Here is a 26,078-nt window from a genome sequence, read left to right as displayed (position 1 = left end):
AATCAATCTTGCAGAATGCTCACTACCCTGAATCGCGAGGACGAACAAAACATGTCATCGAGAATGCCGATCGCAGGATTGCTTGCCGTGCTCAGCTTGACGGGACTCCTACCGGCGGAGGAGCGTCTTTACAACGGGATCGTATTGCCGGAAACGTGGCCGCCGAAAACCGGGCAGTTGACGCGCGAGCCAATGCCCGTTCCCTATCTCGAAATTCCGCCTGCGGTCATTCCCATTGACGTGGGACGTCAGCTTTTCGTCGACAACTTTCTTGTTGAATCGACAACGCTGTCTCGCACATTCCAACAGGCTGAGTACTGCGAAGAGAATCCGGTGATCCGCGCAGAAACACCAGGTGATTATCGAGCACCTTTCAGCGGTGGGGTGTGCTATGACGCAAAGGACAAGCTCTTCAAAATCTGGTATGCGGGCGGCGAGGGCACGCTGCTTTATGCCACCAGCCAGGATGGGATCCATTGGCAGATGCCGGCATTGCAAGAGATTTCCACCACATCCGAACTGCCGCGATCGATCGCTTGCGTTTTGGTCCATCCTGACGAAGACGCGCCCTTTGAAAGCGTTGCTGCCGCGTTCGCCGCTGGCGGAAATTGTTCGAGAACACGCGTAGCAGAAGAGTCCAACTCGGTGTGCTTGCGGCTTCCGAGAGAGGTTTCCGCAGGTGAACGCGTTTCGATGACAGCGTTCGATGATGAGGGTGAAGAAATCGACCTGTCGGAGCTCGAACACGTCGAAATCGGTTTCGGTGACGCGGGCTTCGTCATCGATGATGACGGCACGCTTGATACGTCGGACGGGAAAGCCGTGTTTGAGATGACTGACGCCATGTTGAAGTCAGACTACTTTGACTTTTTCGCAGTGAACCCAACTGCTGGTGCGGTGCATGCCAATCTGGTGCTGCACCCTGAAACCATGAATTCGAGCACGGTTTGGTTGGACCATCAAGCAACGTCCCCTCAGGAAAGATTCAAGTATTTTGCCAGTGAGGACATTCACGAGATTGACGACGACATCGGCTGGTTCTTCACCTATCGCAGCAGTGCCGACGGAATCGAATGGTCGGAACCGAAGGTGCAAGCCCGAATCTGGGGCGACCGTTCAACAGCCTTTTACAATCCATTCCGCGACGTGTGGGTTCTAAGCCAACGCACGGAGGATCGCGAGGAACGACGGGCGCGATCCTACACGGAAGGACGCACCGTCGAACAATTATTTGCCAAGGCAGGTTTCAATGGCCCTCGCATCGACGGAGACAAAATCGTTCGCGGTGAGGTTTCGGGAGACTCCGTCAATTGGACAGGAGCGGAGGATCTTGATCCCCGTCATCCGGACGATAGGTTCTCTCACATCGCCCCTGAGCTATACAACCTCGACGCGTCACCCTACGAGAGTATCATGCTCGGCCAATTTTCGATTTGGCAAGGACCACCCAACGACGTCTGCGGTGAACTGAACCTCCAAAAACGGAACGACATCCTGCTCGGTTTCAGTCGCGACGGGTTTCACTGGGACCGTCCGAATCGGGCGCGATTCATTTCCAGCACGTGGGATGAACGAAGCTGGCGGTACGGTAATGTCCAATCCTGTGCTGGCGGGCCGTTGGTCGTGGGCGATCGGCTGTATTTCTATTTCAGCGGACATGCCAAGCCGCGTGAAGACGACGCTTGGGATCTCGACGCTTCAACCGGTTTGGCATTCCTGCGACGTGACGGTTTCGCCTCAATGGATGCCGGCGTAAAGGGCGGCACGCTGACCACGCGACCGGTGACGTTCAAAGGACAGCACCTGTTCGTCAATGTGGATTGCCCCGATGGCGAGTTATCCGTCGAAATTCTGGATGAGAACGGAAAGGCAATCGAACCGTTTACCAAAGCGAATTGTCTTCCGATTTCGTCAGACAAGACACTTGCGAAGGTTTCATGGCAGGGTGCCGGCGATCTTACGACTATTAGCGACAGGCCGATCCGATTCCGTTTTCATTTGAAGAATGGCTTGCTGTACGCGTTCTGGGTCAGCCCGGACGAGTCAGGTGCGAGCCACGGCTACGTCGGGTCTGGTGGTCCAGATTTCCGTTGACTAGTTCCCCAGCAACTTGTCCTGAAAAAACTCAACCAGCGATTCGTATTCGCATTCTGAACCGGGATATTTCAGGTGGGCTTCGTGTTTGATGGCGTCAGTTTTTTCCTTGAGAGCGATTCCAAGGTTGACGTGATGAATGAGCCAGCCTCGAAGTCTCTTTGGATCGGTCGGCGGTTTGGAACCCGGTGACGATCCGTAGCTCATGAAGATCGGCGGGTCGTCGGCTGTCACGATGTCGATCGCGGAATAGCGGGCGGCAGTCTTGTTGGCTTCGTCGAGAGTCTTACCGCCCCAGGTTGCGATTTGTACTTGTTCAGGAGCTCTGCCCTTGAAAGGCATCATGAGTGCAGCGCGTGCGGTTTCCTCGTCCACAAGAGAGCCGATCATCTCTTCCCAGAATTCAGCGCCGTTGGACGTCTGGCCTCCGGCGGTCGCAACGCACGTCAGCCGTGTTGATTCTCGTTCGATGGGATCATCGCTATCTGGTTTCGCCATTTCGTCACTGAAGGCCAACCACATGCAGATTTGAGCGCCGGCAGAACCGCCGAAGGCGGCGACGTTGTTTTTATCGATGTTCCAGTCGGTCGCTTTGGATCGCATGAACTGCAGTGCGCGTCGGCCATCGTGATGAGCGGCGGGCAGACGGGCGATTGTTTTGTAGCGGTAGTTGATCGCCGCGACGGAGATGCCGGATTCAAGCAGTTCAGACAAAACGTCCGGCTTCAGCTTTTCTTTGCTACCCGAAGTGAAGCCTCCGCCGTGAATGTAGATCGCCAGTGGTGTGGGCTTCGATGAGTCGGCCAGCCAGATGTCGAAAACATGTCGATCATGTTTTGCATACTTCACGTTTGCAAAACTCGGATCTCGCTTGTTGTCTTGCCCAAAGACATGAGTCGCCGCGACGCAAAACAGTACTGGTGTAAGGATGGCTGCTGCCATTGAATATTTCATGACTCTCTCGTTTCGTTTCCGAAGGTTTATCTGTTGGTTTTATGACTAATCGATAATCGCCTGCTGAACGGCTTCACCAATATCGCGTTGCGTTGGGCCGTGCGGCTGTTGGAGCATTAGCACTGCGACCAGTTCCCTTTCAGGATCAGTCCACGATTGCGTGCCGAAAGCGCCGCCCCATCCGAATGCACCTTTTCCGCGATTGTTTTCGGCTGCATCCGGATTGAGTGTCACGGCGACCGTGTACCCGAAGCCCATTCCTTGGCGTCCCTTTTTGCGTCCAGTCAGGCCTGAGTAGAGATCGTCAACCTGATTGCTGCTCATCCGTTTGACGCTCTCGGCGCGAAGCAGTCGGTGGCCGAAGAGTTCGCCACCGCCCAGTAACATTTGCTCGAAATGGAGGTAGTCTTCGGCCGCACTGGACAGCCCACCCGATGCCGAGACGTATTTGGTTGGCCCCCACCCTTTGAGTTTTTCCCATTTGTCGCTTCCCGAAATGACGACACGTTTCGATTCCTTATCGCTGGGCAGGTTGAAATACGAGTTGTTCATCTCAAGTGGATCGAAGATTCGTTTCCGCAGGAACTCGTCAAACGGAGTTTCGGAGACGATTTCGATAATGCGGGCGACGACGTCGAGGCCCGTGCCGGGGCTGTAGCTCCACCGCGTGCCGGGCTGAAAATCCAGTGGAACCTTGGCGAGCTTTGGGATGTAGGTCGCGAGCGTGTCGTCCTTGCGGCGCGTTACAGAATCGACCGCCGATCCCAATCCGCCGCTCTTGAGGCCCGATGTGTGAGTCAGCAGATGATGAATCGTTATCGGTGTGTTGACCGGGACAAGGCGATGATCGGGCACATCACCTTTTGGGTTCACCCACGATGGGCTGACATCCCGATCCGCCGGTTCAGCCAGAACGGCAACTTTCATGTCGGCGAACTCAGGGATGTACTTTGAAACGGGATCGCTCGGGCTGAGTTTTCCTTCCTCAATCATCATCATCGCTGCGACGCCAAGTACAGGCTTCGTCGAAGACGCCATGCGAAAGATCGCGTCAGGTTCCATCGCTCGGCCTTGCTCGACATCCATTTTTCCGTGCGTTGAGAAATGAACCACTTTGCCGCGACGTGCCACGATCGTCACCGCGCCCTGAATGTGCCCGGCGTCGATGTGTTTTTGCATCAGTTCGCCGATACGATTCAAACCATCGGACGACATGCCAACCGACTCCGCGTTGGCGGCCGGCATCCTTGACGGCGCGGGCATCGGTTGAGCCAGCGATAAGGTTGGCGGCAAACAGCAACTGACCAGCAGCAAGGTAAACGACAAGGTCCTCGGTTCGATATTCATCAACGAAATGTCTTCTCTAGCTGGACTACTTTTGGGATGAAATAAATTGACGGTAAGCGAGAATTGCGTCCTCGCCCCAGACAGCGTGATGCAAGCGACCGGCGAAGTCTGGCTCGGTTGCACCGGTGTTGAACACGACGACGGACGCTCCGAAATCAAAGTGACGCTGAAGGTATTCACGCATGGGAACACCTTCCGGACCGAAGCCGCTGGGTGTCGCTTCAGTGCTGGCCCACGGTGGGTTGCCGTGCTCGGCGAGTGCTTCATACAGCAAGCCAAAGTCGTTCTGCAGCGGTCCGACCGGATACGATGTCCAGCCGGGGCGACACGATTCCGCGAACGCAATCGAAATCGGAGCGTTGGTGAATTCGACTCCGGGCGAACCGATGACTCCGGCCCCCGCCGCCACGTGGCTGTACATCCTGCTGGACGGAACGCCTGCTTTGGCTAGGTGATTCGCCCACAAGGAAATGTAATCCTGGTTGACTTTGGCCAGTGCCTCAGCGAAGTCGGCTGGTGGATTGACTTTGCTGTAGCCGAGATTCGTGAGCGCGTTGTATCCGAGTCGTCGGCGAGGTACGCCATCGCGCTGCATCTTCTCGGCGATGCGTGGATTGACTTTGTCGATGACCGAGTAGTTGGGCAGTGCCGGTTCCGCGCCGACGGTCACTCCCGCAAACAGGTGTTGTTTGTTGGCGTCTGCAAGTTTCTTGATGCCCGCTGTGATAGCCGGACCAATGACGTTCTGAGCCAAACGCGATACTTCGCGACGAACGGTTGGGCTGTTGTAACAAATGACCGGCGGCATCTGTTCGGGACGCCCCCAGTCACGATAGCGATGTGGATGCGGCGCGCCGTCCCAGTCCATCCATTCGACGTTTTGGGTGTTGTCTGGATCGTACCCCGGCCTACTTTCATCACTGAAATTCCACAGGTCGGGACGGTTTTCCCATTCGAGGTTTTCAATGGTGATATAGACGGCAACATCATGCCGCAACGCAACGTCGATGGCTCCCTCGATCGAACGCGACATGATCTGTTTGCTGGCGTTGGGATTGAACAGATGTTCGGGATCGAAACGCCACGCGGGCAACATCAAATGAAAGCCCCAGTTGTGTTTGGTAGGGTCAGCGACCTGGCCGAGTTGCTGCTTCGTTCGCAGAATGCCTTTCTCGAAAGCTTCGACATTCCCACCGTGCAAATGACCGGCTTCGGGGACTGGCAAGATGATGTAGTGCGTCTCATCCGCTTGCCGCCGAAACTTGCGAAGCCGTTGTTCCGCCTGCGGATCGGTTCCGCTTTCGAGAATGCTGAGTGCTCTGACGACGAGTGTTTCGGCACGATCAAACTCAACGTTTTTTACCAGCGGCTGAAATTCTCGCATGATCTCGCCGACACGATGCCACCGCTCAGCATGCTTCTGGAATCGCTGCATCTTTTGTTCAAGAGACCGAGGCGGTGGCTCCTGAGCTGGCAGTAACGATACGAAACATCCGCAGACCACAAGAAAGATGACGAGCACGTGAGAATGCATGGGGCCAACCGCCCAATGACAGAATCGACGTGGCGTACCACCGATCGAAACGCTTCGATCAAACCAGAGCCTCATTCTTGCTCCTTCGCGAACGCATAGAGTGCGGAATGAGTCCGCAAGTAAATAACCCCGTCACCAATCGCCGGAGTCGCGTAGACTCCGTCCTCCATTTCATTGACTTCCAAAATCTTTGGACGCGCACCGAGACTCAGGACGCTGACCCGACCGTCGCCGGCGAAGGTATAAAGGTTTCCGCCCGCGATCAGTGGCGAGGCGTAATGCGTTCCACTACCGCGCGTGCGAACGCGGGATGTCGTTTCACCTGTCATCAAATTCAGGCAAGTCAGCAAACCGCCATTCTTAACGAGGTAGACATGATCGCCATCTGAAACCGGCGAGGGCACTTCGGGGATCCCCTTCTCAGTCAAAGTCCGCATGACGTCGGGACTCACGAGTCCCACTGAATCCAACGGAATGGCGAGTAGTCCGTGCGATTCGTAACCGTCTCGAAACTTGCTGATTCCCTGAACAACCCCGATCCATTCCTCGCGTTGGATCTTCCCGTCGCGATTTTTGTCGGCCATCCGAAACGTAACCGTGCCACCGTTCATTGGTGCTTCGGCTCCGTCAGGACGATGGAAGATCCACAGCTTGGGAAGTTCCGTGCGCCCGATCAACTGATCCCCATTCATATCGCTGGACTCTAGCAATTTTTCGAAATTCGGTATCGGCGGACGCAAGCTGGGTTCGCCAAGCTTGTTCCATCCCGCCACGACCACTTCGTTGCCAGCGATGATCGGAGTGCTGGTTGCCGTCGTGGCGACGCCCGCGATCCAAAGTCTTTCACCCGTATCAATGTCGAACGCTTGCACGCTTCGGGCGGAATGACAAATCAAACGATCGCCGGCGATGATCGGGCACGCGGTGCAGGCCATTTCGCCGGTGAATTTTTCGGACTGCGGGACGCGCCACAGTTCGTTGCCCGTCCGTTTATCAAGGCAAAGCAGGTAGTGGTCGACGTAGTTGCCGCGATACAGAATCAGTTTGTCGCCGACGATCATCGGTGACGCTGCGTTTCCAGCAAACGACTTGGTTAGCGGCAAACGTTTTTCCCAGAGCGGCTTGCCTTCGTGGTCAAGACAGAGCAACCCATACGACCCAAAGTACGCAACGACTCTCTCCCCGTCGCAGCACGGTGAACTACTGGCAGGGTTGAACGAGGGATGCCCTTTTTCCAATTCGTCGACGGTGACTGAATATTCCCAAAGGACCTCGCCGTTGTCGCGACTTAGGCAAACGACGCTTAGCGACCGATCCTTGGCGTGACAGGTCGTGACAAAGATTCGGTCACCAGCGAGACACGGTGAACTGTGTCCCGGTGCAAGTGGCGTTTTCCAGCGGACGTTCTTGTTTGGGCCGAACGCGATCGGCGGTGATCCCGATCCGATGCCGTCGGAGTTGTTACCACGAAACTGAGGCCAGTCCGCGTATCCAACTTCACCGAGTAAAAGTGACGCAATCAACAGCAGCACTGGTTTCGTTGCTTTCATCGAAGATCATCCTCCACGGGCACCGTATCCATGAATCCAATCATCATCTCCTCGAAACTCTGGTCGCCCCAGCGGACAGGCTTCGACGGATCGGGATTGGCTAGGTTGTACTTGCTGTTGTCAAAGACGGCGGTACATTCAACCCGTGTTCCTTTTGGCAATCGCATGGGTTCGTCAAGGATGTATTTCAGCTGCCAATTGAAGTCGTAGTTGGGGACGTTCAGCAGCGTGTCTTTCCGACCGTCGGGGAAGCGAATATCGTACCGGAATGATTTACCTCGCAAGTGCATGTGCGGTGACATGCTGATCAGGTTCTCTTCCTGCCGAACGACGTAGGTGGCCTTGACCGTATGGTTGGCCACACCGGCAGGGATCTCGAAACGCTGGTCGATCGCAAGACGTCCTTGAAGCCGCTTGCGAACGTTCTGCTTGTTCGTGAAACGGAATCCTACATAGCTCAAGTCCTCAGTGGTCGTGCCGTTGGGGGTGTAATGCATCTCAAAGAGCAATTTGCTGCCCGCTTTGACCTCGACCGCGATGCCATCTGTCAGTTCCAGTGGTGGGCTTCCGGGTGCGTAGCCGGCAATCGCCTGACGAAGATCTCGTCGCTGCTGGCCCGGCGGAATGACATAAACCAAAATGTGGTGAACGACGCCACGTTTGTCGGGACGGGCTTCGGACGCGACGATGTACTTGTCTTCGGACCACTGGGGATCAATGACAAACCGCTGATAATCCAACACGCCCTCAGCGGGAACCGAGAAAGGCTTGTCTCGCATCCGGACGACTTGATCGGGCTGGTCAATTTGCCATCCGTCCACGAACTTCGGCGGTTCAGGCAAGTCTTTGGGATCGCCTTCGGGCATTCCATTGTCAACCCAAGTCGATATCAATTCTCGCTGATGCGAGGTCAATCGAGCGTCGTTGGCGAACGTTCCGTGATCAGGATCGGCATACCACGGCGGCATGCGGTTCTCCGCGATGACTTCCAAAATGGTGTCTTCCCATCCGAGAACGTCGTCGTAGCTGGTCAACGTGAACGGAGCGATCTCGCCGTCTCGATGACAGTTGACGCACTTCGTGTTGAAGATCGGAGCGATGTCTTTGGTAAACGTCACGCTGCCCGTTGGTGGCACTTCTTTGACCCGGCCAATGTGACACCCAACGGCTTCGGTTTCGGGCTTGTCGATCGCCTTCCCGCCCAGCAACGCATCGATGGCGAGTGTCAACTCTGGCTTTGCATCTCGCTCTTTGGAATAGCCGACGCCGTATTGATCATCGATCCGACCGTGGTAGCGGACCACCCGATCCTGATCGAGCAAGAAGACTTCCGGTGTCCGCTGGGCACCCATCGTATCGGCGATGCGGTTGCCGGGATCTTTCAACATGGGGAAGCCGAATTCGTGTCGATGCACATAAGCCGCCAACTCGGTCAGGCTGTCCTGCTTGTTGGAGTTGATCCCAACGATTTGAATGCCGCGATCGGAGTACTGCTGCTGAATCTGCGTCAGACGCGGCCCGTAAAGTTTGGCAAGCGGACATTCAGTCCCCAGAAACACAATCGCAATCGCATTCGATTCAGAAAAGTCGTCCAGCGAAACTGGCTTCCCGTAGCAATTGTCGAGCGTGAATGAATCGACTCGCTCGCCGATGGGGCTGAGATGCCCTGAGTCGCTAGCCAAGCATGGAAGCGAGCAAAGCAAAGCTAGGGTTGTCAATAGTCCGAATTTCCACATCAAGCTAAACTCCTTTTAAAGATCATGTTGGGCATCGAGGGGCAATGAATCAGTTCCACCTAAGCGCCGCTGTGCTTTGTCCAAAGGTATCCGTTTCGACTTCGGCATCCTGTCGCAAACGCAGGAACAGATTGCACAACGGATGGTCGCCATTGTTGCGAAGGTTGATGTAGCGACCGTGTTCGTAGCCACCGCCGGCCAGAAAAACCGGCAAGTTCTTGGCGTGATGAGTATTAGCATCACAGAGGTTGCTGCCCCAGACGATCAGTCGTCGACGTTCCCCGACCATCAATGGCAACTTTCCATTTGATGTTCGTGTCTTCATTCCACGTCACAGGTGGATACGCAGTTGCCGATGTACCATTGGCTTGTGGACCACGCCACTGATGCCGTAGACAATCCGGCTCAGGCTCATAACCAGACGCGACACCCGAAAGCGTCTGCAGCATGACGAAAAGCAAGAGCGTCAAGCGTAAAACAATCAACCATCGCATGACTGTCGAAATCATCGTTTGAGATTGGCCCGTGTTATTCATGTTGCTCACGAAGCTCGGCTTCACGCTCTTTGATTTCAACCCAGATGTGTTCGGATTGCTCTTCGGTCAACGAACGTTCTTCCATAGCGGCATCCAGCTTCGGTTCGATTTGGTTTTCCTTGATCCAGTCCCATTTCTCCCAAGCCTCGTCCTCGGTCAATCTTTCGGACTCGACGGCTTCGCGAAGTTCCGTTTCGAGTGATTCGATCCACTGTACAATCCGTTCTTCGACCTGCTTCTGCCGCGTTTGCGTTTGCTCTGATCGCTGTTGCTTCTGCTCGCGATTAGTGTTCACTTCACGAGCCAATCGTGCGGCGATATTCGTGATGAATTGCACTTGCTCTTCGGCCAACTTGCCTTCGGTTTGCAAATATTGACGCAACTTAGTGGGGAACTCGAATTCATCAGCCGATGAATTCTTGGTTTGCAAGGCCCGCAATAGAAGCCGCATGGAGAGATCGCGTTGCTGACCATGTATCCCGCGTTCTTCCAACGCACGATGCAACCGGACAACTGATGATTCTGCGATGCCGGCCCTTTCAAACAGCTCCTGCATCTCGGCCTGTTCGTGATGTTGTTCGGCGTGTTGCCGAAGGGCGTGCAACATCACGTGAGCCTGCTCAAGCGATAGCTCGCCGTCGGCGACTATTCCACCGAGTCGTTGCTCGATCAAGTCAAAGTCTTGTGCTATCGCTGACTGAGTCCCGGACGCGATGAATGAGACTGCCAATGCGATGAACGCACGAAGCGTCCAGTGCTGATTTCTTCGATTCATTTCATTGATTCCTTTGTGAAAGAGTTTTAAGCAAGAAGTGAGTTTGTTGTTTTGATGGGATCACTTGAGCATGGCGGCGACGCGGGGGCGTTCGTCCCGCACAGCTTCGAGATCAATGTCCTGTGACGTCAATGTCGCAATGAATTTGTAGAGGCCTGCCAGTTCATCGCTCCAAGGACCGGCAACCGTGTCGACCGCACGTTCGCCTCGGGCACTGCGGATCGACTTCGATGCGTTGTGCTCGATCAGGACTTCGACCACTTCTTTGTGGCACAAGAATGAGGCGATGTGCAGCGCCGTGTTACCGTCACGGTTCTTGGCATCGATATCGGCATCCGATTCAATGAGGTACTCGGCGATTTTGGTGTGGCCATGAAGGGCCGCGATCGCCAGCGGGTAGCTGCCGCTTTCGCGGTCGATCGAATTGACTGCTGCTCCACGAGAAATTAACCCACGGACACGGCGGAGATCACCGCGGCCGACGGCATCAGCAAGCCGCTTTTGCAGGTCAAGATGCGGCCGGTCCAATTCCAACTTCAGCCGATCCGCATCGCCTGCGTCTTTGGCGACATAGAAAATGAAATCATTGCTGAAGTCCGAGTAGGCGGTTTTGACTTGGAGCAGGTGCATGCCAAGAGAGGGTAACTTGCCAAATTCAATCGAGACATCTTCGCCAGCAACATCAACTTGGGCATCGGCGACTCTCCCGTCGACAAACACCGTGGCATCGGAACCGAAATGTCGACCGCTGATCAGCATTTCCGGACGTGCTGTATGCAAAATCGGGAACTGCTGCCGTCCCCGTTGTTGCCCGATCGGGCCGTGCGTCCAGATTGCCGGCTGGGCTTCGAACGACTCGGTCGAAGGAAGCGTCGCCGTCCACGTCAGGATCAAACGGCCCGCCGCGGCAGCGTCTTCAAGATCGCCGCGACTGTACTCGACGGACGAATCGTTGAGATCTTGATAGCGTGGTGCCTCGGCTTCGCTTTGAAGTACCAGCTGGATGGCGGTCGACGCATCGCCTCCGATCACCACGCCTTCAGCCTTCAATACAATCGCGTCCTCCAAGGCGGCTTGTTCGAGCACGCTTAGTAGATCACGACCTTGGTCATCATCGGCGTTGGACTGATTCATTGTCCATTGCCGGCCGTAAGTACCAGACATTCCCGTGCTTCCTTCCAGCACCATGTCCCACACCGGGTTGAATCGCTCGCGACCGGCCCAAGACAGTTGCCAAATGCTGCGTTCGTCTTGTCCGCCATCCGCGATAGCCGCGTAGAAATCGAAGTCGATGATGTTCAACCTGCCTTGCGGCAGGATTAGGAAACGATCTTGTGCGCCCCGCCACGTCGGTGCGTCCATGCCGGTTCCCGGCGTGTTGGTGCTGACCAAGAACGGCATCCGGTGACAATCGCCACAAACATTCGGGCGTGGCTTGCTCGGATCGTCGTCACCATGGACGTGGAACAGCTCGAAACCGCGTTTGGCCTGATCGGAGACCACGTTGTCGTAGGGACGTCGTGGTGCCGGCGGGTAGCGAATGCTCAACAGAAACGCCGACATTGCGTCCCGCTCCGGCGCATCCAGGGTTCCCGCTTTGCCTTCGTCATTTTGAGTTGGATCATCGTGCATCGACATCGTGCCCGCGATCCCGCCATCGACAAGATGACGAATGGCCGACAGCGGATCGTCAGCATCGCTGTTGGGCGGCACCGACGCGTGAATGCTCGCACTGTTGTTGCCTCCGTAGGGGTCGCCCGGAACGCCATCCCAATGAAACGGCTGCGTATCGCGAAGCCCTCGCACCGGCATGGTCGACCGCGGCATGATCTGATCACCGCCGCTGACGATCGGCGTCTTCAAAACCCAAAGCAATTGATCGGTATGGCCGTTGGGGTGACAACTGGCACACGAGAATGTCTTCGTCGTCGAAGCCTCCGCGGATTCGAACGCCTTTCGTCCCCGCTTCAATACCGGATTCGTCGGATCCTCCATCGGCAAGTGCTCGATCACCCGCATCCGCGAAACATCGGACACGTCCACGACCGAAATGGAATTCTCGACCGAATTGAGAACCCAAGCCGTTTGTGGTTGGCCCGCATTGTCGTGGTCGATGGCGATGCCGCGTGGGACCGCTTGCACGTCGACATTATCTAGCACCTCGCCCGACACTGTATCCATCGCGATCAGCCGACCGGAGGCGGCGGCGGAGACAAAAAGAGTCCTTTGGTCCCGACTGACCTTGATCGCGTAGGGCGTTGCAAAAGCCGCATCCGGTTCGGGGGGCTGCGGTGGCTGTGGTTCGAGATCGAAAAACTCAACGGAATCGTTTCCCAGATCCGCTCCGATTCGCGTGACACGATTCAGGAACGCACGGTTGCCCAGTTCCTTCAATCCGTGCTTCTTCGTTCCAGCTCGTCCATTGATCTCGTTGCGAGCATCCGTCATCGCGATGAACACGTTCCCGCTGGCATCGACATCCAATCCGTACAACAACGTCCCCAGCGTATCGACTGTCTGAACCAGTTCGTCGGTGCTGGTGTCAAAGACAAACAGGTCGCGGTCAGGAACATCGGGATGCTTGACGATGTCGACAACGTGTCCCAGCGACAACACGTTGTTGTGAAAAATGGAATGCTGCCAAGCGTCAAAGGTGACCAACTCCCCGTCAATTTCATGCCCGTTTCCACCGGAAAGTTGCGTTTGGTTGTTTGATTCAAACGGGATCACGTACAGACGGTCGCCCGCGACCAGGATGGCGCGTGGATCTTGGGCGTTGATTTTCAGACGCTTAGTCACCTTGCGCCCGTCGACATCGATCACTGCGATAGCGTTTTCCGACGATAGCGCCACGTACGCTTTGTCGTTGCTGGCGAACGCGATGCCCACCGGTTCGTCAAAGCGTGTCGTACGCGACGCGTGGTCGAATTGCTGTACGGTTGCAATTGGGCACAAATAGGTCGGGCTATCGACCTTCAGATCGACCACGCTGATTGAGTCAGAAACATGGTTCGCGATCCACACTTCCTCGCCATCGGGACGAACCGCGATGGAAACGGGATCAACGCCAACCGCAATACGCTTCACCAGCCGACGGGTCGTGCGATCGAATACATCAACGGTATCCGCCGGCGTGTTGACCACCAGCACCAACCCATCGGCGATCGCGATCGGTCGGACATGCGGACTGGCGAAGAAAGGCTTCGCGGCCACGGTGTCCGAAGCTGTCATCATCGCGATCATCATCGCCGCGATCGCAGTAACAAAAGGTCTTCTTCTTTTCGTCCAGTTCATTTGCTCAGTCTCGGCTTGAAAGAACTTCAGTCGTTTTCATTTCGACGCCACGAACTTGATCCAACAGATCACAAGCGTCGCAACGCAGGCCGGTGCCCGTTTCAATCGTCGAGTCCATTAGTTGATGCCGGTCGCTGTCGGTGATGTACGCCGGCCACTCGGGCAAGCCTTCTAGGTTGGGATTGCCCGCTTTGGCGAACTGAACCCAATAGTTCATGAATGCGTCAGAAAGCTTGGCGTCTTCCAGAATCGGATTCTCGAGTTTGCCGAACACATAGCCGATCTCGGCCGCGTGAGCCGCACCCATCCAGCCCCGCACCGGTTTGGTGAAGTGATACATCCACACGTCGCTGCCTTGGTTGTCCATCGCCCTCGCGAACTGACGAGCCGGCTGAACGAACCAACCATCGGTCACCAACTGCACGGCAGCCTTTCGCAAATCCTTGTTGGTATCTTTCAAATAGAACTCAATCATCCGGTCGGCGTTGTCACCGAATCGCTCCACCAACGCTTCGCGGTAGTCCTGCATGTTCTTGAAGCCTTGGCGGCCGGCGAACATGGTTCCCTCGTCACGGTTGGTGCCCACGATGGTCGGAACCCTGTGTTGTCTACCCGCGGCGTAAATTTGAGTCGGACGTTGGGGAAAGACATATCCGTCTGTCGCGACCGGCCAACGCTGCTTGACCTTTTCCATCAGCTCTTCCGCTGGCATCGCTCTAAGCTCCGCCAACACATTCTTGACATTCTCATCAAACAAGCGATTCGTTTGTTCCGTGCCGTCAAACTCCGCGGCCGGACCGAAGTCGGTTTCCTTCTTCAAATCGCGGAAGATCACCGGATCCAGCCAAGGACTCTGCAGGATCGCGCGATGAAACAATCCCTTTGAAAGCGGTGTTGCCGTCAAAAGATAGACGCTCGTGCCACCCGCCGATTCGCCAAAGATAGTGACGTTGTTGGGGTCGCCGCCGAAGTTCACAATGTTGTCGCGTACCCACTGCAAAGCGGCGATCTGGTCCAGGATTGCGTAGTTGCCGGAGACGCCACGGGGTGATTCAGCCGACAACGCCGGATGCGTCATGAATCCCAGTGCGCCGAGACGGTAGTTGATTGATACCAAGACGACGTCCTTGCCCGCCAAACCGTCTCCGCCGGTCTTTCCTTGGTTGCCAGAACCCTGCGTGAAGCCGCCGCCGTGAATCCAAACCATCACGGGACGTTTGGCATCTTTGAAGTTCTTCTTGGTCCAAACGTTTAGGTGAAGGCAGTCCTCGCTCTGCCCTCCCTTGTCCCAGTTCTTTCGCTGCAGCGAGATCGGTCCGTAGGTTTTGCAGTCGCGAACATCCCTCCACGGCTTCACAACTTGTGGCGGCTTCCAACGAAGCGCGCCGACCGGCGGTTCGGCGTACGGGATGCCTTTGAACGAAATGATGTCGGCATCACCCGACTCATGCCCGCGAACCGCCCCGGATTGAGTTTGCACGACTTGTGCTCCACCTGCCGACGCGAATGCAGCAATGGCGGCGAAAGTGAATGCAGATATTACAGGACGCTTCATAGGATTGGTCGATTTGGGGGAACTTGGAGGCACGGAGGCCACGGAGACTTTTCGGTAGTGGAAGCTGTCCTCGTCTCTGCGATCAATCCTCTTCGATGATGCAATAAACCTTCGCCTTCGTGCGAATTAGAAAATTGCTATCGCTCCCGCCTGGCTTCGCGATGCATCACTCGTCAAGAGAATTGATATCGAGCAATTCGGATTCAGATCCGGACTAGATCACATACGTCCACCCTTGCTCGCCGAGTGCAATGACATTTCCGTCGTAGGCCCACCGACGCGGTGAACGAGCCTTTGCGTGAGAAACGCTTCTTTCCCTGGAAAAGGTGCCGCGCCATAGTCGATGTTGGTCTTCTTTGGCTTGATCATCTGTTTCCACGGCAACGGCCGACGAAACAAGCCAGCGGTTGCCCACCACGATCGGGCCACCCCAACCTTGGCCCATCACGTCGGCTGCCCACGCCACGTTTTGCGTCTTGTCCCAGCTATCGGGTAGGTCCGACACATCCGCCACCACGCCGGCAGCTTCCGCCCCCCAAAAACGACTCCGATTTTCGTCCGCGAGGCCAACGAGGCAAAAGATAATGAAGGCAGACAGCGTTGCGAGGCGGATCAAGACATCATCTCCAAGAATGGAAGTCCGAACAAAACCGCTGGTGATTGTCTTCGATCGCCCGCGTGATCACCATCGCGAAACGGAATCAACTCGTATCGCTCTGTACCGGACCAACGCAAACCCGAGCAATTGACCACCGAATCGAAGATCTCCCGATCTCTAACTCCCACTGTCCCTCAGTTTTCTGGTTCTCCGCCGTAAAACGAGTCAGCGGCCGTCGGTCTCACAAACACCGCAAAGTGCGGCGTTAGGACGAAGAACGACCAACTTGTTTGACAGCCGACCTTTCGTTCACACATGGGCCAAGAAAGCCTCTGGAACGTTATATGGGGCCGGGCCACCGCCAACGGCTGACTGGCTGGATCGCCTACCGCTTGAGATCCATGATCGCATCGCGTCGCATGGACTGGTCGAGGCTCGCCAACGTGCAGAACTCCCGCGAACTGTGTTGGCGTTCATGCGTGCCTACATCAAAAGCCGGACGGACTGGAAAAAGCCGGAGAACTATCGGCAGGCCGTAGATCACCTTGAGGCTTACCTGGGAAAAGATGCTCCGCTTGGCAGTTTGGTAAAGGGAGATGTTGAGCGGTGGCAACGGTGGATGATTGATGACAAAAAAGGGCCGAAGTTGTCACCGAACACCGCGGGCCAGAACGTGAAACGCTGCCGTCAGATGATGCGACAGGCAGTTGACGACAACCTGATCGAGTCGAACCCGTTCGTTGGGGTGAAGATTGATCTGCGAAGCGACACGATCAAGAACCGGATCATTTCAGCAAATCAAGCAACCGCGATCATGAAAGCTTGTCCTGATCAGGAATGGCGAGTGATCTTTGGTCTTTGCCGCTTTGCAGGGCTGCGTTGCCCGAGCGAAGTGCTGCGGTTGCGTTGGTCGGACATTCACTGGGACCGGGGACGATTCAAAGTCACGGCACCGAAGACGAAGCGCTATGGGAAGGGAACGCGGATTGTGCCGCTGTTCCGTGAAGTCAGGACCGAGCTGGATGCTCTGTTCTCCATTGTGGGGCCTGGGCTGGAATGTGCCGCTGATTCCTATGTCATCCAGCGATACCGATGCAGCGAAGCCAATTTGAGGACCACGTACAACAAAATCGTGGAACGGGCTGGACTTGCGGTTTACCCGAAGCCGTTCATGGCATTGCGAGCCAGCAGGCGGACAGAGCTTGAGCGATCGGGCAGGCACAAAAACCACGTTCTGAACGACTGGTTTGGGCACTCGGGAGCCATCGCAGAAACCCACTACCTCAGCGTCACCGAGGATGACTTCCTCGATGCCCTCGCGGATGAACCAGCATCCAATGTGCCCTCAACAGATTTGGAGGGCACACAGGAGGGCACCTCAGTAGATAGTGCCGGGCCATCAGCAGAAACCGAAGAAAGCCAACGATTGCGTGCCTGGGATGGCTGGAGAGGCCTTGGGAAAAGCCAATCAGTACACCCGGAGGGATTCGAACCCCCAACCCTCGGTTCCGAAGACCGATGCTCTATCCAATTGAGCTACGGATGCGCTGGAAAGATGGCGGGCGGCCGATGAATCTCGACTGCCGCGACCTGCGACAGTATGCCGAGAATTGCTGGCGGTGGCAAGCCGGACAGATCGACTTTCATTTGCTATCTTTTCACGCTTGGTCAGGACGACTCGTCTTCGGTTTTGCGATGCGAGTCTCTGCCTTCAGCGTTGGTCGTCGGCTCTGGTTTTGTTTCGAGTGCGTGGTTTGGTTTTGGGGATGGATGTGAGTCGATTGAATCGCAATTGCCTGGGCTGGAGTGCATTGACTCTCGTTGTGTTTGCAGCGCTGGATTGGCAAGCACCGGGTGCGTCTGCAGCCGGGACCAGCAAGTACGCACATAGCGATAGCGATAAACGATTCCTGCACCACATCGATCTCTATGATCGGAACAATCGCAAGATTTCACCGGAGTCGACGGAACCTTACTCGGTCGAAAAAACCTGCGGACGTTGCCACGACTTCGAGACGATCTCTCACGGTTGGCACTTCAACGCTTTTGCGAGCGAAGTGGAACGCCAACGTGTAAAAGCTGGTTCGGAAGCCGACGCGGCAAAGAACGCTGGTGAAGCCCCGGCAAAATTGGAATCGGCAAATCACTCCGATGCGGAAGCTGCGCACGCGGAAAGCGAAACGGCTCGTTCCGATGGTCGGCCCGGTGAGCCGTGGATTTGGACGGACGCCCGCACGGGGACTCAATTGCCACTAGCTTACCGCGATTGGGAAGGACGTTTCAGTCCCAGCGAAATCGGCATCACGACTCATGAGATGACGCAAAAATTCGGTGCTCGGATTCCCGGCGGCGGAGCCGCAGCGAGTTGGGATACGAAAGCCGCGGAACTTGCCGATGAATCATCCGAGCCGACCCGATGGCCACTGACCGGATCGCTGGAGATCGACTGCATGGCGTGTCATGCGAAATCCGGAGCGTACGACTTCGAGCGGCGACGTGAAACGATCGAGGACGAGAACTTTGCGTGGGCACCGACGGCAGCGATCCGGATCGGCGACGTGTCGGGATCGGTCTCGCGAATGAAGGCTGGTGTGGACTTAGATGATGAAAAGGTCCAAGCCAAACTGCCGAAGGTCGAGTACGACGACCGACGATTTGGCATCGATGGCACCGTGTTCTTTGACTTGGTTCGCAAACCTGAGAACAACTCCTGCTACCAATGTCACAGCCAGCGAACCGTGTCCGATGCGGGAATCGACGCTCGCTGGAATCACGATCAAGATGTTCACCTGCGGGCAGGCATGAACTGCGTCGATTGTCACCGCAATGGAATCGACCACCAAACCGTTCGTGGTTTCGAAGGCGAGCAGCATCCCGCAGGCGTCGCTGCGACAACCCTGAGTTGCCGGGGATGTCACATGGGAGTTTCCGAGTCGACCGACGCTCACGCTGATGAACTGGACGACGAGCTATCATTGACTCAGATCGCATTCCGGGCTGGCCGTCTCGGATCTCCGTTTCCGAAGCACGAGGGGCTGCCTCCGGTTCACTTCGAAAAGTTGAGCTGCACGGCTTGTCACAGTGGCCCGGTTCCCGGTGAGGAAGCCGTTGGACTGATGACGTCGTTGGCTCATGGTTTGGGCGAGAAAGGTCATCGCAGCGGAATGGAACTCCCGTCGATTCAGGGCCCCGTCTTCGCAAAGGCGGATAGCAATGGATTGGTCACGCCACACCGAGCGATGTGGCCGGCGTATTGGGGCGAATTGGTGGATGGCAAAGTGACGCCACTTCCTCCCGAAGAGGTTTACACAAATACGCGGCGTGCTCTACGTGTTCGCAAGGATTTTATCGAGGAGTTGTCCGACAAGGGCCGGGAAGAATTCGACGAAAAGGTTGCCGCGGCGTTGGCGGCGATCGAGAAGACGATGGAAGTTGAACAAGCCGTTTACGTATCGACCGGGTTGGTCTTTTCTCGCGGCGAAGAGGAAGGCTCACTGGTCGAGGTCGCAGTCGAGAACCAGGAAGCGATCGAGATGGTTCGGTGGCCGATGGCTCACAATGTCCGGCCTGCGGGTTGGGCTCTCGGTGCCACCGGTTGTCTGGAATGTCACTCTGACGATGGGCTGATTTTCACTTCGACGATCACCCCGAAAGGGCCGGCTCCGGTGACGGCGGATCCGATCAATATGGCAAGCATCCAGGGACTCGATGAAGCAACGCGATTGGAATGGAACCAATTGTTTGGCGGCCGAAAAATGTTCAAGGTCCTGACCGCGGCGTCCCTGATCGTGTTGTTGTTGGCGGCTGTCGGTAGTTGCCTACCGACGATCCGATCCAGAATGGAATAGATGTTTCCGCGGTAGTAGTACTGATTTTAACCTGCTTGTTGTTGATTGATTTTCGGAGTCGTTCGCCTTGTTGTCTCTCATTCGAAACGTGTCGCTGTTGGTCTTGGTGATCGCCACAGGAGCTTTGGTTGCCACGGCGCTTCCGGCCTTGTGGGGCGGCCACTTGGGCGGTGCGACTTTGCGTTTTCATATGATGGCGAGCGGTGCCGTGGTGGCGCTGCTTCCCGTCTACGCGGTCACGCGGTTGCTGATGCGACGACAGCCGGTAGCAGAGTCCGCGTTTGAGTTGGGAGCGTTTCGAACGCTATTGATCTTCGGCATCGCAACCATCGCAACCATGTTCGTTTGTATGTTGCCGGTCGCTTCTACCGAGACCATGCATGATCTCGTTGAACTGCATGGCTGGGCCGGTTTTGCCATGGCGGCCGCGATCGCGTGGGTTGTTTACACAACCTTCACGCGGGAAAAGACGGCGTAGAGTTCCGGCCCGTTTTCGTCATGCGACGCAATTGTTCATTCCGTCTGAAAGACGAAGCGATTGAGTCTTAATCAACGGTTCGAAGTTGCCGCTTTGCGGTTTTTTGCACGCGAGAGCGGATGCCAAGCATCAACGGGCACGTGGCCGCCATCGTAGTCTTCGCCAGCATGGCTGGACTCGGCTGACTTCAGGAAGCCAAGCAGTTCCGATCGCATGGACTCGACCAGTTCCGGATGTTGATCGGCAAGATTGTCGGACTCCGTGACGTCGTTGCTGAGATCGAACAAGCGATCTTGCGAACGATCGCCGGATGACTCGATGATCAGCTTGTGCTTGCCTCGTACCAAGCACGCGAAGTCACCGTAGCGAAACGGAATCGATGTCTCACGCTGAATTTGTTGCCCCTTCCAAATGGGCAAAATGTTTTCACCATCAAGCTGACGTTCGGGAAGCAGGTTTGCACCCGTGATTGCGGCGACGGTGGGCAACAAGTCCATGACGGACAGCGGCGCATCCAGCCGAACGCCGGCTGGAATTTGGCCGGGCCAATGAACAAAAGCGGGAACACGGACGCCACCATCGAGGACGCTTCGCTTGCGACCGGAGAACTCACCCGCACTGCCCGCTCGCCGCGTTTTTGCTCTGTCTTTTGGTGTCTTGCCTTCTGGTCCATTATCGCTGCAGAAGAATAACAACGTGTTGTCGGCAACCCCGAGTTGATCGAGCTTCTTTCGAAGCCTTCCGACTTGATCATCCACGGCGGTGATGCACCCGTAGTAGTGAGCCGCTTCGCCGTGACCTTCGTATTGAGCGAGGTACTCCGGTCCGGCTTGAATGTCTTCGTGTGGGGCGTGGAACCAAATCACACTGAGAAAGGGTTGATCTTTCTTCGCCGCATTCTCAATGAACGGCAATGCCCGATCCATCAGAACCCTCGAGTCGCAACCCAGAACATTTTCATCCGTGGCAACGCCGTTTTCGTAGTATGGATTGTTGTGAGCACGCTTGCCCAAGCCGGGATCCCAGGTGCACACAGCGGATTCGGTCACAAACGAAGCGTCGTAGTCGCGTTCCCATGGCGGAGCGTAGTGAAGGTCAGGCCGGCGTCCTTTCCCTTTTGCAGAGACCGTTCGGCTGAGCGTGCCAAGGTGCCACTTCCCAAAGTGCCCGGTCGCGTAGCCTTCTTGCTTCAGCATGCGAGCGAGCGTGAACTCTTGTGATGGCAAGTGGCCTCGGTTGGCCGTCCAAATCCCCATTCGAAAGTAATGGCGTCCCGTCAGAAACGAGGCTCGCGTGGGTGAGCAAACCGGACCGACGGAATAAAAGTGATCAAGCACGGTTCCCTCTTCTGCCAGAGCATCCAGTTCGGGTGTTTTGATGATCGTGTTGCCATTGAACCCAGTGTCACCCCAGCCCAAGTCGTCACACATCATCAAAACAATGTTGGGGCGATCCGCAGCATTCGCGGAAGAAGCGATGCCGATTTGTCCCGCGATCGCGGAGATCAACAGGCAAAGGAAGGTTGGCGACCAGGGCAGTAGACGCAAGATCATGGCGGGGACCGGAGGGCTTTCGAGGGGAATGTGGCCGGGGTGAAACGATCCGGGAAACCGTTTCGAGAATCAAGATTTCGCGGTGTCTAGCAGGTAGGCAGGATTAACTGGGGCAATCCCGTGAGCCGTTTGGGCGTCAGCCCCGGTTGTGAGCGTGAACCGTGGCAAACGCCGAACGGCTTACATCCCAGAAAACACTTGCGTACCTGCTTAAAACAGCTCCTCAATCATACCAGTCGAATCACCGAAGGAGCCCGTTTGAATACCTGCTCCCTGCAGTGTACTGAGCCAAAGGTTGCACAACGGTGTCTTGGGGTCGTCCATCACGATATGACGACCATGACGGAATCCCGCTGCACCACCCGCGATCAAAGTGGGGCAATTCTTGAGCGTATGCACTGAACTGAGGTTGGTGCCCAATGAGATGGCGATGTTGTCGAAGAGGCTGGATCCATCGGGTTCGGTGCTCGCCTTCAGTTTGTCCATGAACTCCGCCAGCAATCGCGCGTGAGCGGTGTCACGATTCTGAGAAACCGTGCGGCGTTCGCCCTCCGAGTAATGACTCATGCTGTGTGCGCTCATCGTCGCACCAAGACTTGAGATCATCGAGTTGACTGGCATGCGGTAGGTGAAGACGCGAGTCGCATCGACCTGCATGGCCGCGAGCATGATGTCATACATCATGCGAATCTCTTCCACGCCCTCAAGCGATTCACCGGGTTCGCGAACGGCTTGCTGGGGTCGCTTCTTATCCACACCCAACCACTTTTCTTCTTTGGCCAGCCGAATCTCAATTTCTCGGATGGACTGGAAGTATTCGTCCAGCTTGGCATTGTCAGACGCATTGAGTTTCAGGTTGATGGACTTGGCATCCGAAAGCACCGTGTCCAAAACGCTCCGTTGTTCGCTCAGGCGTTGTTGTTGCACTTCCAGTGGAGTTTCGTCGACCGAGAACAAACGGTGGAAAGCGGCAACGGGCGTGTCCAACCCGGCGATTGGTTTGCCGGAACGGTTCCAAGCAAGCGATCCACCGGGACCGTGCCCGTCGGTGGATGCACCTTTGGCGGCAAGCTGAATGGAAGTGAACCGAGTTTGTTGGCCGAGCACTTCCGCGGCGACTTGGTCCACTGAAACGGTGTTGTGAAAACTTTGGCCTGGAATCGCGTATCGGTTGGCTCCGGTCAACCAGAAGGTGCTGCCGGAGTGACCGTCGGCGGAGTACTGGTGCATCAGGTTCTGAATGATCGTGATGTCCTTCTGGTGTCGGGTCAGAGGACGAAGGATCTTAGGCAATTCGTAGTTCTCCCCGACGGTGTTGGTGTCGGGATACCAACGATCCGCTGTGACGCCAAATCCCATCCCCAAGAACACCATGCGTTTGGGTGGCGCGACTGTTGTCGTTGCCGCGTTTGCGAACCGCTTGAAACCAAACGATTCCAACATTGGCAATGCAACCAAGGCACTGCCACTGCGAAGAAAACCACGGCGGGATGGGCGAATGTTTCTCATGGAAGTTGCCTTGTTCTGGTTCGGAAGACGGTGGCCGGCATCCTGCCGGTCAATGGAATGGGGGATGACTTCAGAGCGGTGCAGATACCCAAAGACACCTGCGTACCTTCTCAGTGAGTTTGAAACGCTCGAGACTGAATCAGTGCGTGTATGAATTCGCGAATCGAATGATTGTGTTGCTTTGCCTGCGAACTGATTTGTTCGGCAAGCTCTGCATCGGTGAATCCGAAAGGACGACCCAGACCATATGCGATCAAAGCTTCCGTGAATCCACGGGCGAACTCGTCTTCGTGCTCTGCGACGGCATCGCGTAATTCAAAGAAGTTCGAAAACGCCTGTTCATTTGGAAGCGTACCAGCGGGTTCGATGTCGAAACGAACTTCATCTTGCCAGCGGCCATATCGGCGCTTGCCAAGTCCAATCACTTCTTGATTTCGCCACTGACCGGCCGCGTCAAAGTTTTCGAGTCCAAATCCAATCGGATCAATTTTGCGATGACAATTTGCACACTGGGGTTGTTCTTGGTGAGCCCGAGCCAAGTCACGTGCGGAAAGTGATTCGCCAGCCAATCGGCTCAGTTGAGGAACGTTGGGTGGTGCCGGCGGTGGAGGATCGTGCAGCAGGTGACGCAGCACCCAAGCACCGCGTTCGACTGGCGAGGAACGTTGCCCATCGGATCCCATCGCCAGCACCGCCGCCGTTCCCAGCAAGCCTCCGCGAATGGAATTCGCTGGAACAGGAACCTTGCGAAACTCATGCCCCTGAACGCCCTCGATTTCGTAGTAACCCGCCAGCAAATCGTTGATGACGACGAAGTCCGCTTTCAGCAATTTTTGGAGGGGAAGATCATTGTCCAGCAAGTAGGCGAACGTTTCGAATAACTCTTGCCGAGCATTTTCTCGAACGGCGTTGTCAAAGTTCGGGAAGTCAGCCCCGTTGAACTGGAACATGTCCAAGCGTTCCATCTGCAGCCACTGGTGAACGAAGCCTTCCAGAAACGCAACGGAGCGTTGGTCTTGAAGCAACCGTTCGGTTTGCGATGCCAACGTTGCCGGATCAGAAAGTTCGCCGGATTCTGCCAAGGCCAACAGTTCTTCATCGGGCGGAGCTGAACACAAAAAGTACGACAACCGCACGGCCAGTTCGGTCGGCAAGAGACTGCGTTGTTGATCGGAATCGGCTTGTTCAACTTGATAGAGGAAGCTTGGCGAAGCCATCACAATTGAGAGCGGTGAGATCAAGGCTTCCGCAAGCGTTTGGCCTTGGTCACGAGCCGTTTGATAGTGCTCGCCCAATCGTTGCAGGTACTCATCAGCAGGAGGCGACCCACGAAACGCTCGGGTTGCAAAGCGACGAATGACTTCGCGAACGTATTCGGATTCTTCCATGTCGCTTGGTTGTTCGAAGAGTATCGAATCGCGAGCAGCCTGAATCGCATCGGTTTGTGCCGAGGGCAGTGGGCCGGACAATTCCACCGAGTCGATCCAGATCCCGGGAGGAGTCCCAATCCCGTTTTCACGCATGTGCAGTGTGGCCAGGTTCTTGTCGCCACGATCCTGGTGAGACCGTTGATGAATCCAAACCTGCTGCTTTGCACCAGGTTCATGCGAGAACTCAAAGTCGATCAGTTGCGGATCGTCCAATGGCGCAGAGACTTTGCGCCATCCCAGCAGTTTGCGCCCCGTTCCAAAGCCCGAGCTGAATTCCAGGTAGTGATGTCGCTCATCCGCATCAGGGTACATTGCCGCTCGGATTTTCAAGTGGTAGAGGCCGTCGGCGTCGGGATGTTGCGTGGGCAGTTTGACTTTTGTGTAGCCGCCTTGCTTGATGGTCATGATCAACGTGATCCCGGTTTGGGTCTCAGGTCGAGCCAGGTAGTCTTCCATCAATGGCAGCCACTCTTGCACTTTTTGTTTCTTAGCTTGGTACTCGTCCAGCAACCCAAACTCTGATGCAGGCTTCTCTGATTGAGCCAAGAATGCATTCGCACGCTTGCCAATATCTCGCATCTGTTCAGCCGCTTCGGTGTAGTGCGGCGTGTAGTAGTCCTCGGGTTCGATGCGTACTGTTTTTGTTGCAGGTCGCTTCCGAGGCAGAAGCATCAGTCGCAAATTCGTCGTCGCCGTCGCATGGTACTGCTCGATTTGGTCGCTCGACAAGAACAAAGATGCTCCTGCGGTGTCGAACCCTGCCGTGGCTTGGTCGTCCGGCAGCGTCGTGACATCAGGTCGCACACCCAACAGGGATTCCACGGTATTCGCGTATTCGCGGCGATTGAGACGCCGCATCACAACGTCGCCTCCCGAATCGCTCAGAATTTGTCTCGCGGTGACCATCTTCTGCGACAAGTCTTCCAAGAACGCCAGTTTGTCGGCATCACGCAGTGGCTCGGAGTCCTCCGGTGGCATCTCACCCGAGTTGAGTGCACCAAGAACCTTCGACCATAACTCCGCGGTGGCCATGTCCTTGGAGACATTCATCGATAGAGTCTCGAGATCGATGTTGGCTTCCTTCGTCGCACTGTCGTGGCAATCCAAACAGTGGTTTTCAAGAAGCTCCGCGTGCCGCTGCGGCATCTCGGTGTTGGGAACTTCCGCCCCCGTTGCCGTTTGAAACGCGACGGCGAAAAGCAGAGCGAATGAAGTTCGAAGAAGGACCATTTGGATGAACGTCAGGGGGGGAATGATAAAGGGAACACCGGCGAAACCGAGCGGTGT

Annotated in this window: 16 protein-coding genes, 1 tRNA gene and 1 pseudogene; 4 read left to right on the top strand and 14 right to left on the bottom strand. The window is 55.9% G+C overall.

Translation table 11 applies throughout. From position 1 onward, the window contains the following. The first annotated feature begins 15 nt into the window (after positions 1-15). Positions 16-2,094, top strand: coding sequence for a hypothetical protein (locus CEE69_RS13620; protein WP_143549237.1), 2,079 nt, complete (start codon positions 16-18; stop codon positions 2,092-2,094). On the opposite strand, the gene CEE69_RS13615 is transcribed toward CEE69_RS13620, so the two are convergent. From CEE69_RS13615 to CEE69_RS13575, 10 genes are all read right to left on the bottom strand, one after another. Continuing rightward, positions 2,095-3,048: an alpha/beta hydrolase gene (locus CEE69_RS13615; RefSeq protein ID WP_099261173.1), complete on the bottom strand. Its 954-nt coding sequence runs from the start codon at positions 3,046-3,048 to the stop codon at positions 2,095-2,097. A 45-nt stretch (positions 3,049-3,093) separates the two neighbouring features. Then, positions 3,094-4,374, bottom strand: a complete 1,281-nt coding sequence (locus CEE69_RS13610) for a serine hydrolase domain-containing protein (RefSeq protein WP_158231023.1) — start codon at positions 4,372-4,374, stop codon at positions 3,094-3,096. Between the two features lie 46 nt (positions 4,375-4,420). Next, on the bottom strand, positions 4,421-5,830 hold the full coding sequence (locus CEE69_RS32515) for a hypothetical protein (protein WP_158231022.1): 1,410 nt from the start codon (positions 5,828-5,830) through the stop codon (positions 4,421-4,423). A 170-nt stretch (positions 5,831-6,000) separates the two neighbouring features. Then, positions 6,001-7,479: a PQQ-binding-like beta-propeller repeat protein gene (locus CEE69_RS13605; protein ID WP_099261171.1), complete on the bottom strand. Its 1,479-nt coding sequence runs from the start codon at positions 7,477-7,479 to the stop codon at positions 6,001-6,003. Then, positions 7,476-9,197 carry a thioredoxin family protein gene (locus CEE69_RS13600; RefSeq protein WP_233215201.1) on the bottom strand — a complete coding sequence of 574 codons (1,722 nt, stop codon included), beginning with the start codon at positions 9,195-9,197 and terminating at the stop codon, positions 7,476-7,478. The genes CEE69_RS13605 and CEE69_RS13600 overlap by 4 nt, the downstream gene beginning before the upstream one ends. 67 nt (positions 9,198-9,264) lie before the next feature. Then, positions 9,265-9,540, bottom strand: a complete 276-nt coding sequence (locus CEE69_RS32020; protein ID WP_143549236.1) for a hypothetical protein — start codon at positions 9,538-9,540, stop codon at positions 9,265-9,267. Positions 9,541-9,743: 203 nt separating this feature from the next. Beyond that, the gene (locus CEE69_RS13590) at positions 9,744-10,526 is read right to left on the bottom strand and encodes a hypothetical protein (RefSeq protein ID WP_099261168.1); all 783 of its coding nucleotides are present in this window, start codon (positions 10,524-10,526) and stop codon (positions 9,744-9,746) included. Positions 10,527-10,586: 60 nt separating this feature from the next. Next, the gene (locus CEE69_RS13585; protein ID WP_158231021.1) at positions 10,587-13,760 is read right to left on the bottom strand and encodes an ankyrin repeat domain-containing protein; all 3,174 of its coding nucleotides are present in this window, start codon (positions 13,758-13,760) and stop codon (positions 10,587-10,589) included. Between the two features lie 64 nt (positions 13,761-13,824). After that, on the bottom strand, positions 13,825-15,375 hold the full coding sequence (locus CEE69_RS13580; protein ID WP_099261166.1) for a carboxylesterase/lipase family protein: 1,551 nt from the start codon (positions 15,373-15,375) through the stop codon (positions 13,825-13,827). A gap of 214 nt (positions 15,376-15,589) precedes the next feature. Continuing rightward, positions 15,590-15,991 (bottom strand): hypothetical protein, encoded by a 402-nt coding sequence (locus CEE69_RS13575; protein ID WP_099261165.1) that lies wholly within the window; start codon positions 15,989-15,991, stop codon positions 15,590-15,592. A gap of 445 nt (positions 15,992-16,436) precedes the next feature. On the opposite strand from CEE69_RS13575, the pseudogene CEE69_RS33660 reads away from it, so the two are divergent. Next, positions 16,437-17,225 (top strand): annotated as a pseudogene (locus CEE69_RS33660) (tyrosine-type recombinase/integrase); the annotation flags it as partial. Positions 17,226-17,445: 220 nt separating this feature from the next. Here the strand turns inward: CEE69_RS33660 and CEE69_RS13565 are convergent. Beyond that, positions 17,446-17,519, bottom strand: a tRNA-Arg gene (locus CEE69_RS13565). A 220-nt stretch (positions 17,520-17,739) separates the two neighbouring features. Between CEE69_RS13565 and CEE69_RS13560 the strand changes: the two genes are divergently transcribed. Further along, the gene (locus CEE69_RS13560; protein ID WP_099261164.1) at positions 17,740-19,821 is read left to right on the top strand and encodes a multiheme c-type cytochrome; all 2,082 of its coding nucleotides are present in this window, start codon (positions 17,740-17,742) and stop codon (positions 19,819-19,821) included. A gap of 67 nt (positions 19,822-19,888) precedes the next feature. Beyond that, a complete protein-coding gene (locus CEE69_RS13555) occupies positions 19,889-20,299 on the top strand; it encodes a hypothetical protein (RefSeq protein ID WP_099261163.1) in 411 nt (136 codons plus the stop codon). A gap of 71 nt (positions 20,300-20,370) precedes the next feature. Here the strand turns inward: CEE69_RS13555 and CEE69_RS13550 are convergent, their stop codons facing one another. From CEE69_RS13550 to CEE69_RS13540, 3 genes are all read right to left on the bottom strand, one after another. After that, positions 20,371-21,852, bottom strand: coding sequence for a sulfatase family protein (locus CEE69_RS13550; protein WP_099261162.1), 1,482 nt, complete (start codon positions 21,850-21,852; stop codon positions 20,371-20,373). A 210-nt stretch (positions 21,853-22,062) separates the two neighbouring features. Beyond that, the gene (locus CEE69_RS13545) at positions 22,063-23,361 is read right to left on the bottom strand and encodes a DUF1552 domain-containing protein (RefSeq protein WP_099261161.1); all 1,299 of its coding nucleotides are present in this window, start codon (positions 23,359-23,361) and stop codon (positions 22,063-22,065) included. A 110-nt stretch (positions 23,362-23,471) separates the two neighbouring features. Next, complete coding sequence (locus CEE69_RS13540; protein WP_099261160.1) at positions 23,472-26,021, bottom strand: DUF1592 domain-containing protein; 2,550 nt, start codon at positions 26,019-26,021, stop codon at positions 23,472-23,474. Positions 26,022-26,078 lie beyond the last annotated feature (57 nt).

Origin of the sequence: Rhodopirellula bahusiensis (assembly GCF_002727185.1) — a bacterium.
In the GTDB taxonomy this organism is placed as follows: domain Bacteria; phylum Planctomycetota; class Planctomycetia; order Pirellulales; family Pirellulaceae; genus Rhodopirellula; species Rhodopirellula bahusiensis.
This window is presented reverse-complemented; position numbering and strand designations above follow the sequence as displayed.

Coding starts and splice junctions, on each gene's coding strand:
- CEE69_RS13620 (WP_143549237.1), top strand. CDS start 16: ATGCTCACTACCCTGAATCGCGAGGACGAACAAAACATGTCATCGAGA.
- CEE69_RS13615 (WP_099261173.1), bottom strand. CDS start 3,048: ATGAAATATTCAATGGCAGCAGCCATCCTTACACCAGTACTGTTTTGC.
- CEE69_RS32515 (WP_158231022.1), bottom strand. CDS start 5,830: ATGCAGCGATTCCAGAAGCATGCTGAGCGGTGGCATCGTGTCGGCGAG.
- CEE69_RS13605 (WP_099261171.1), bottom strand. CDS start 7,479: ATGAAAGCAACGAAACCAGTGCTGCTGTTGATTGCGTCACTTTTACTC.
- CEE69_RS32020 (WP_143549236.1), bottom strand. CDS start 9,540: ATGAAGACACGAACATCAAATGGAAAGTTGCCATTGATGGTCGGGGAA.
- CEE69_RS13590 (WP_099261168.1), bottom strand. CDS start 10,526: ATGAATCGAAGAAATCAGCACTGGACGCTTCGTGCGTTCATCGCATTG.
- CEE69_RS13585 (WP_158231021.1), bottom strand. CDS start 13,760: ATGATGACAGCTTCGGACACCGTGGCCGCGAAGCCTTTCTTCGCCAGT.
- CEE69_RS13580 (WP_099261166.1), bottom strand. CDS start 15,375: ATGAAGCGTCCTGTAATATCTGCATTCACTTTCGCCGCCATTGCTGCA.
- CEE69_RS13560 (WP_099261164.1), top strand. CDS start 17,740: ATGGATGTGAGTCGATTGAATCGCAATTGCCTGGGCTGGAGTGCATTG.
- CEE69_RS13550 (WP_099261162.1), bottom strand. CDS start 21,852: ATGATCTTGCGTCTACTGCCCTGGTCGCCAACCTTCCTTTGCCTGTTG.
- CEE69_RS13545 (WP_099261161.1), bottom strand. CDS start 23,361: ATGAGAAACATTCGCCCATCCCGCCGTGGTTTTCTTCGCAGTGGCAGT.
- CEE69_RS13540 (WP_099261160.1), bottom strand. CDS start 26,021: ATGGTCCTTCTTCGAACTTCATTCGCTCTGCTTTTCGCCGTCGCGTTT.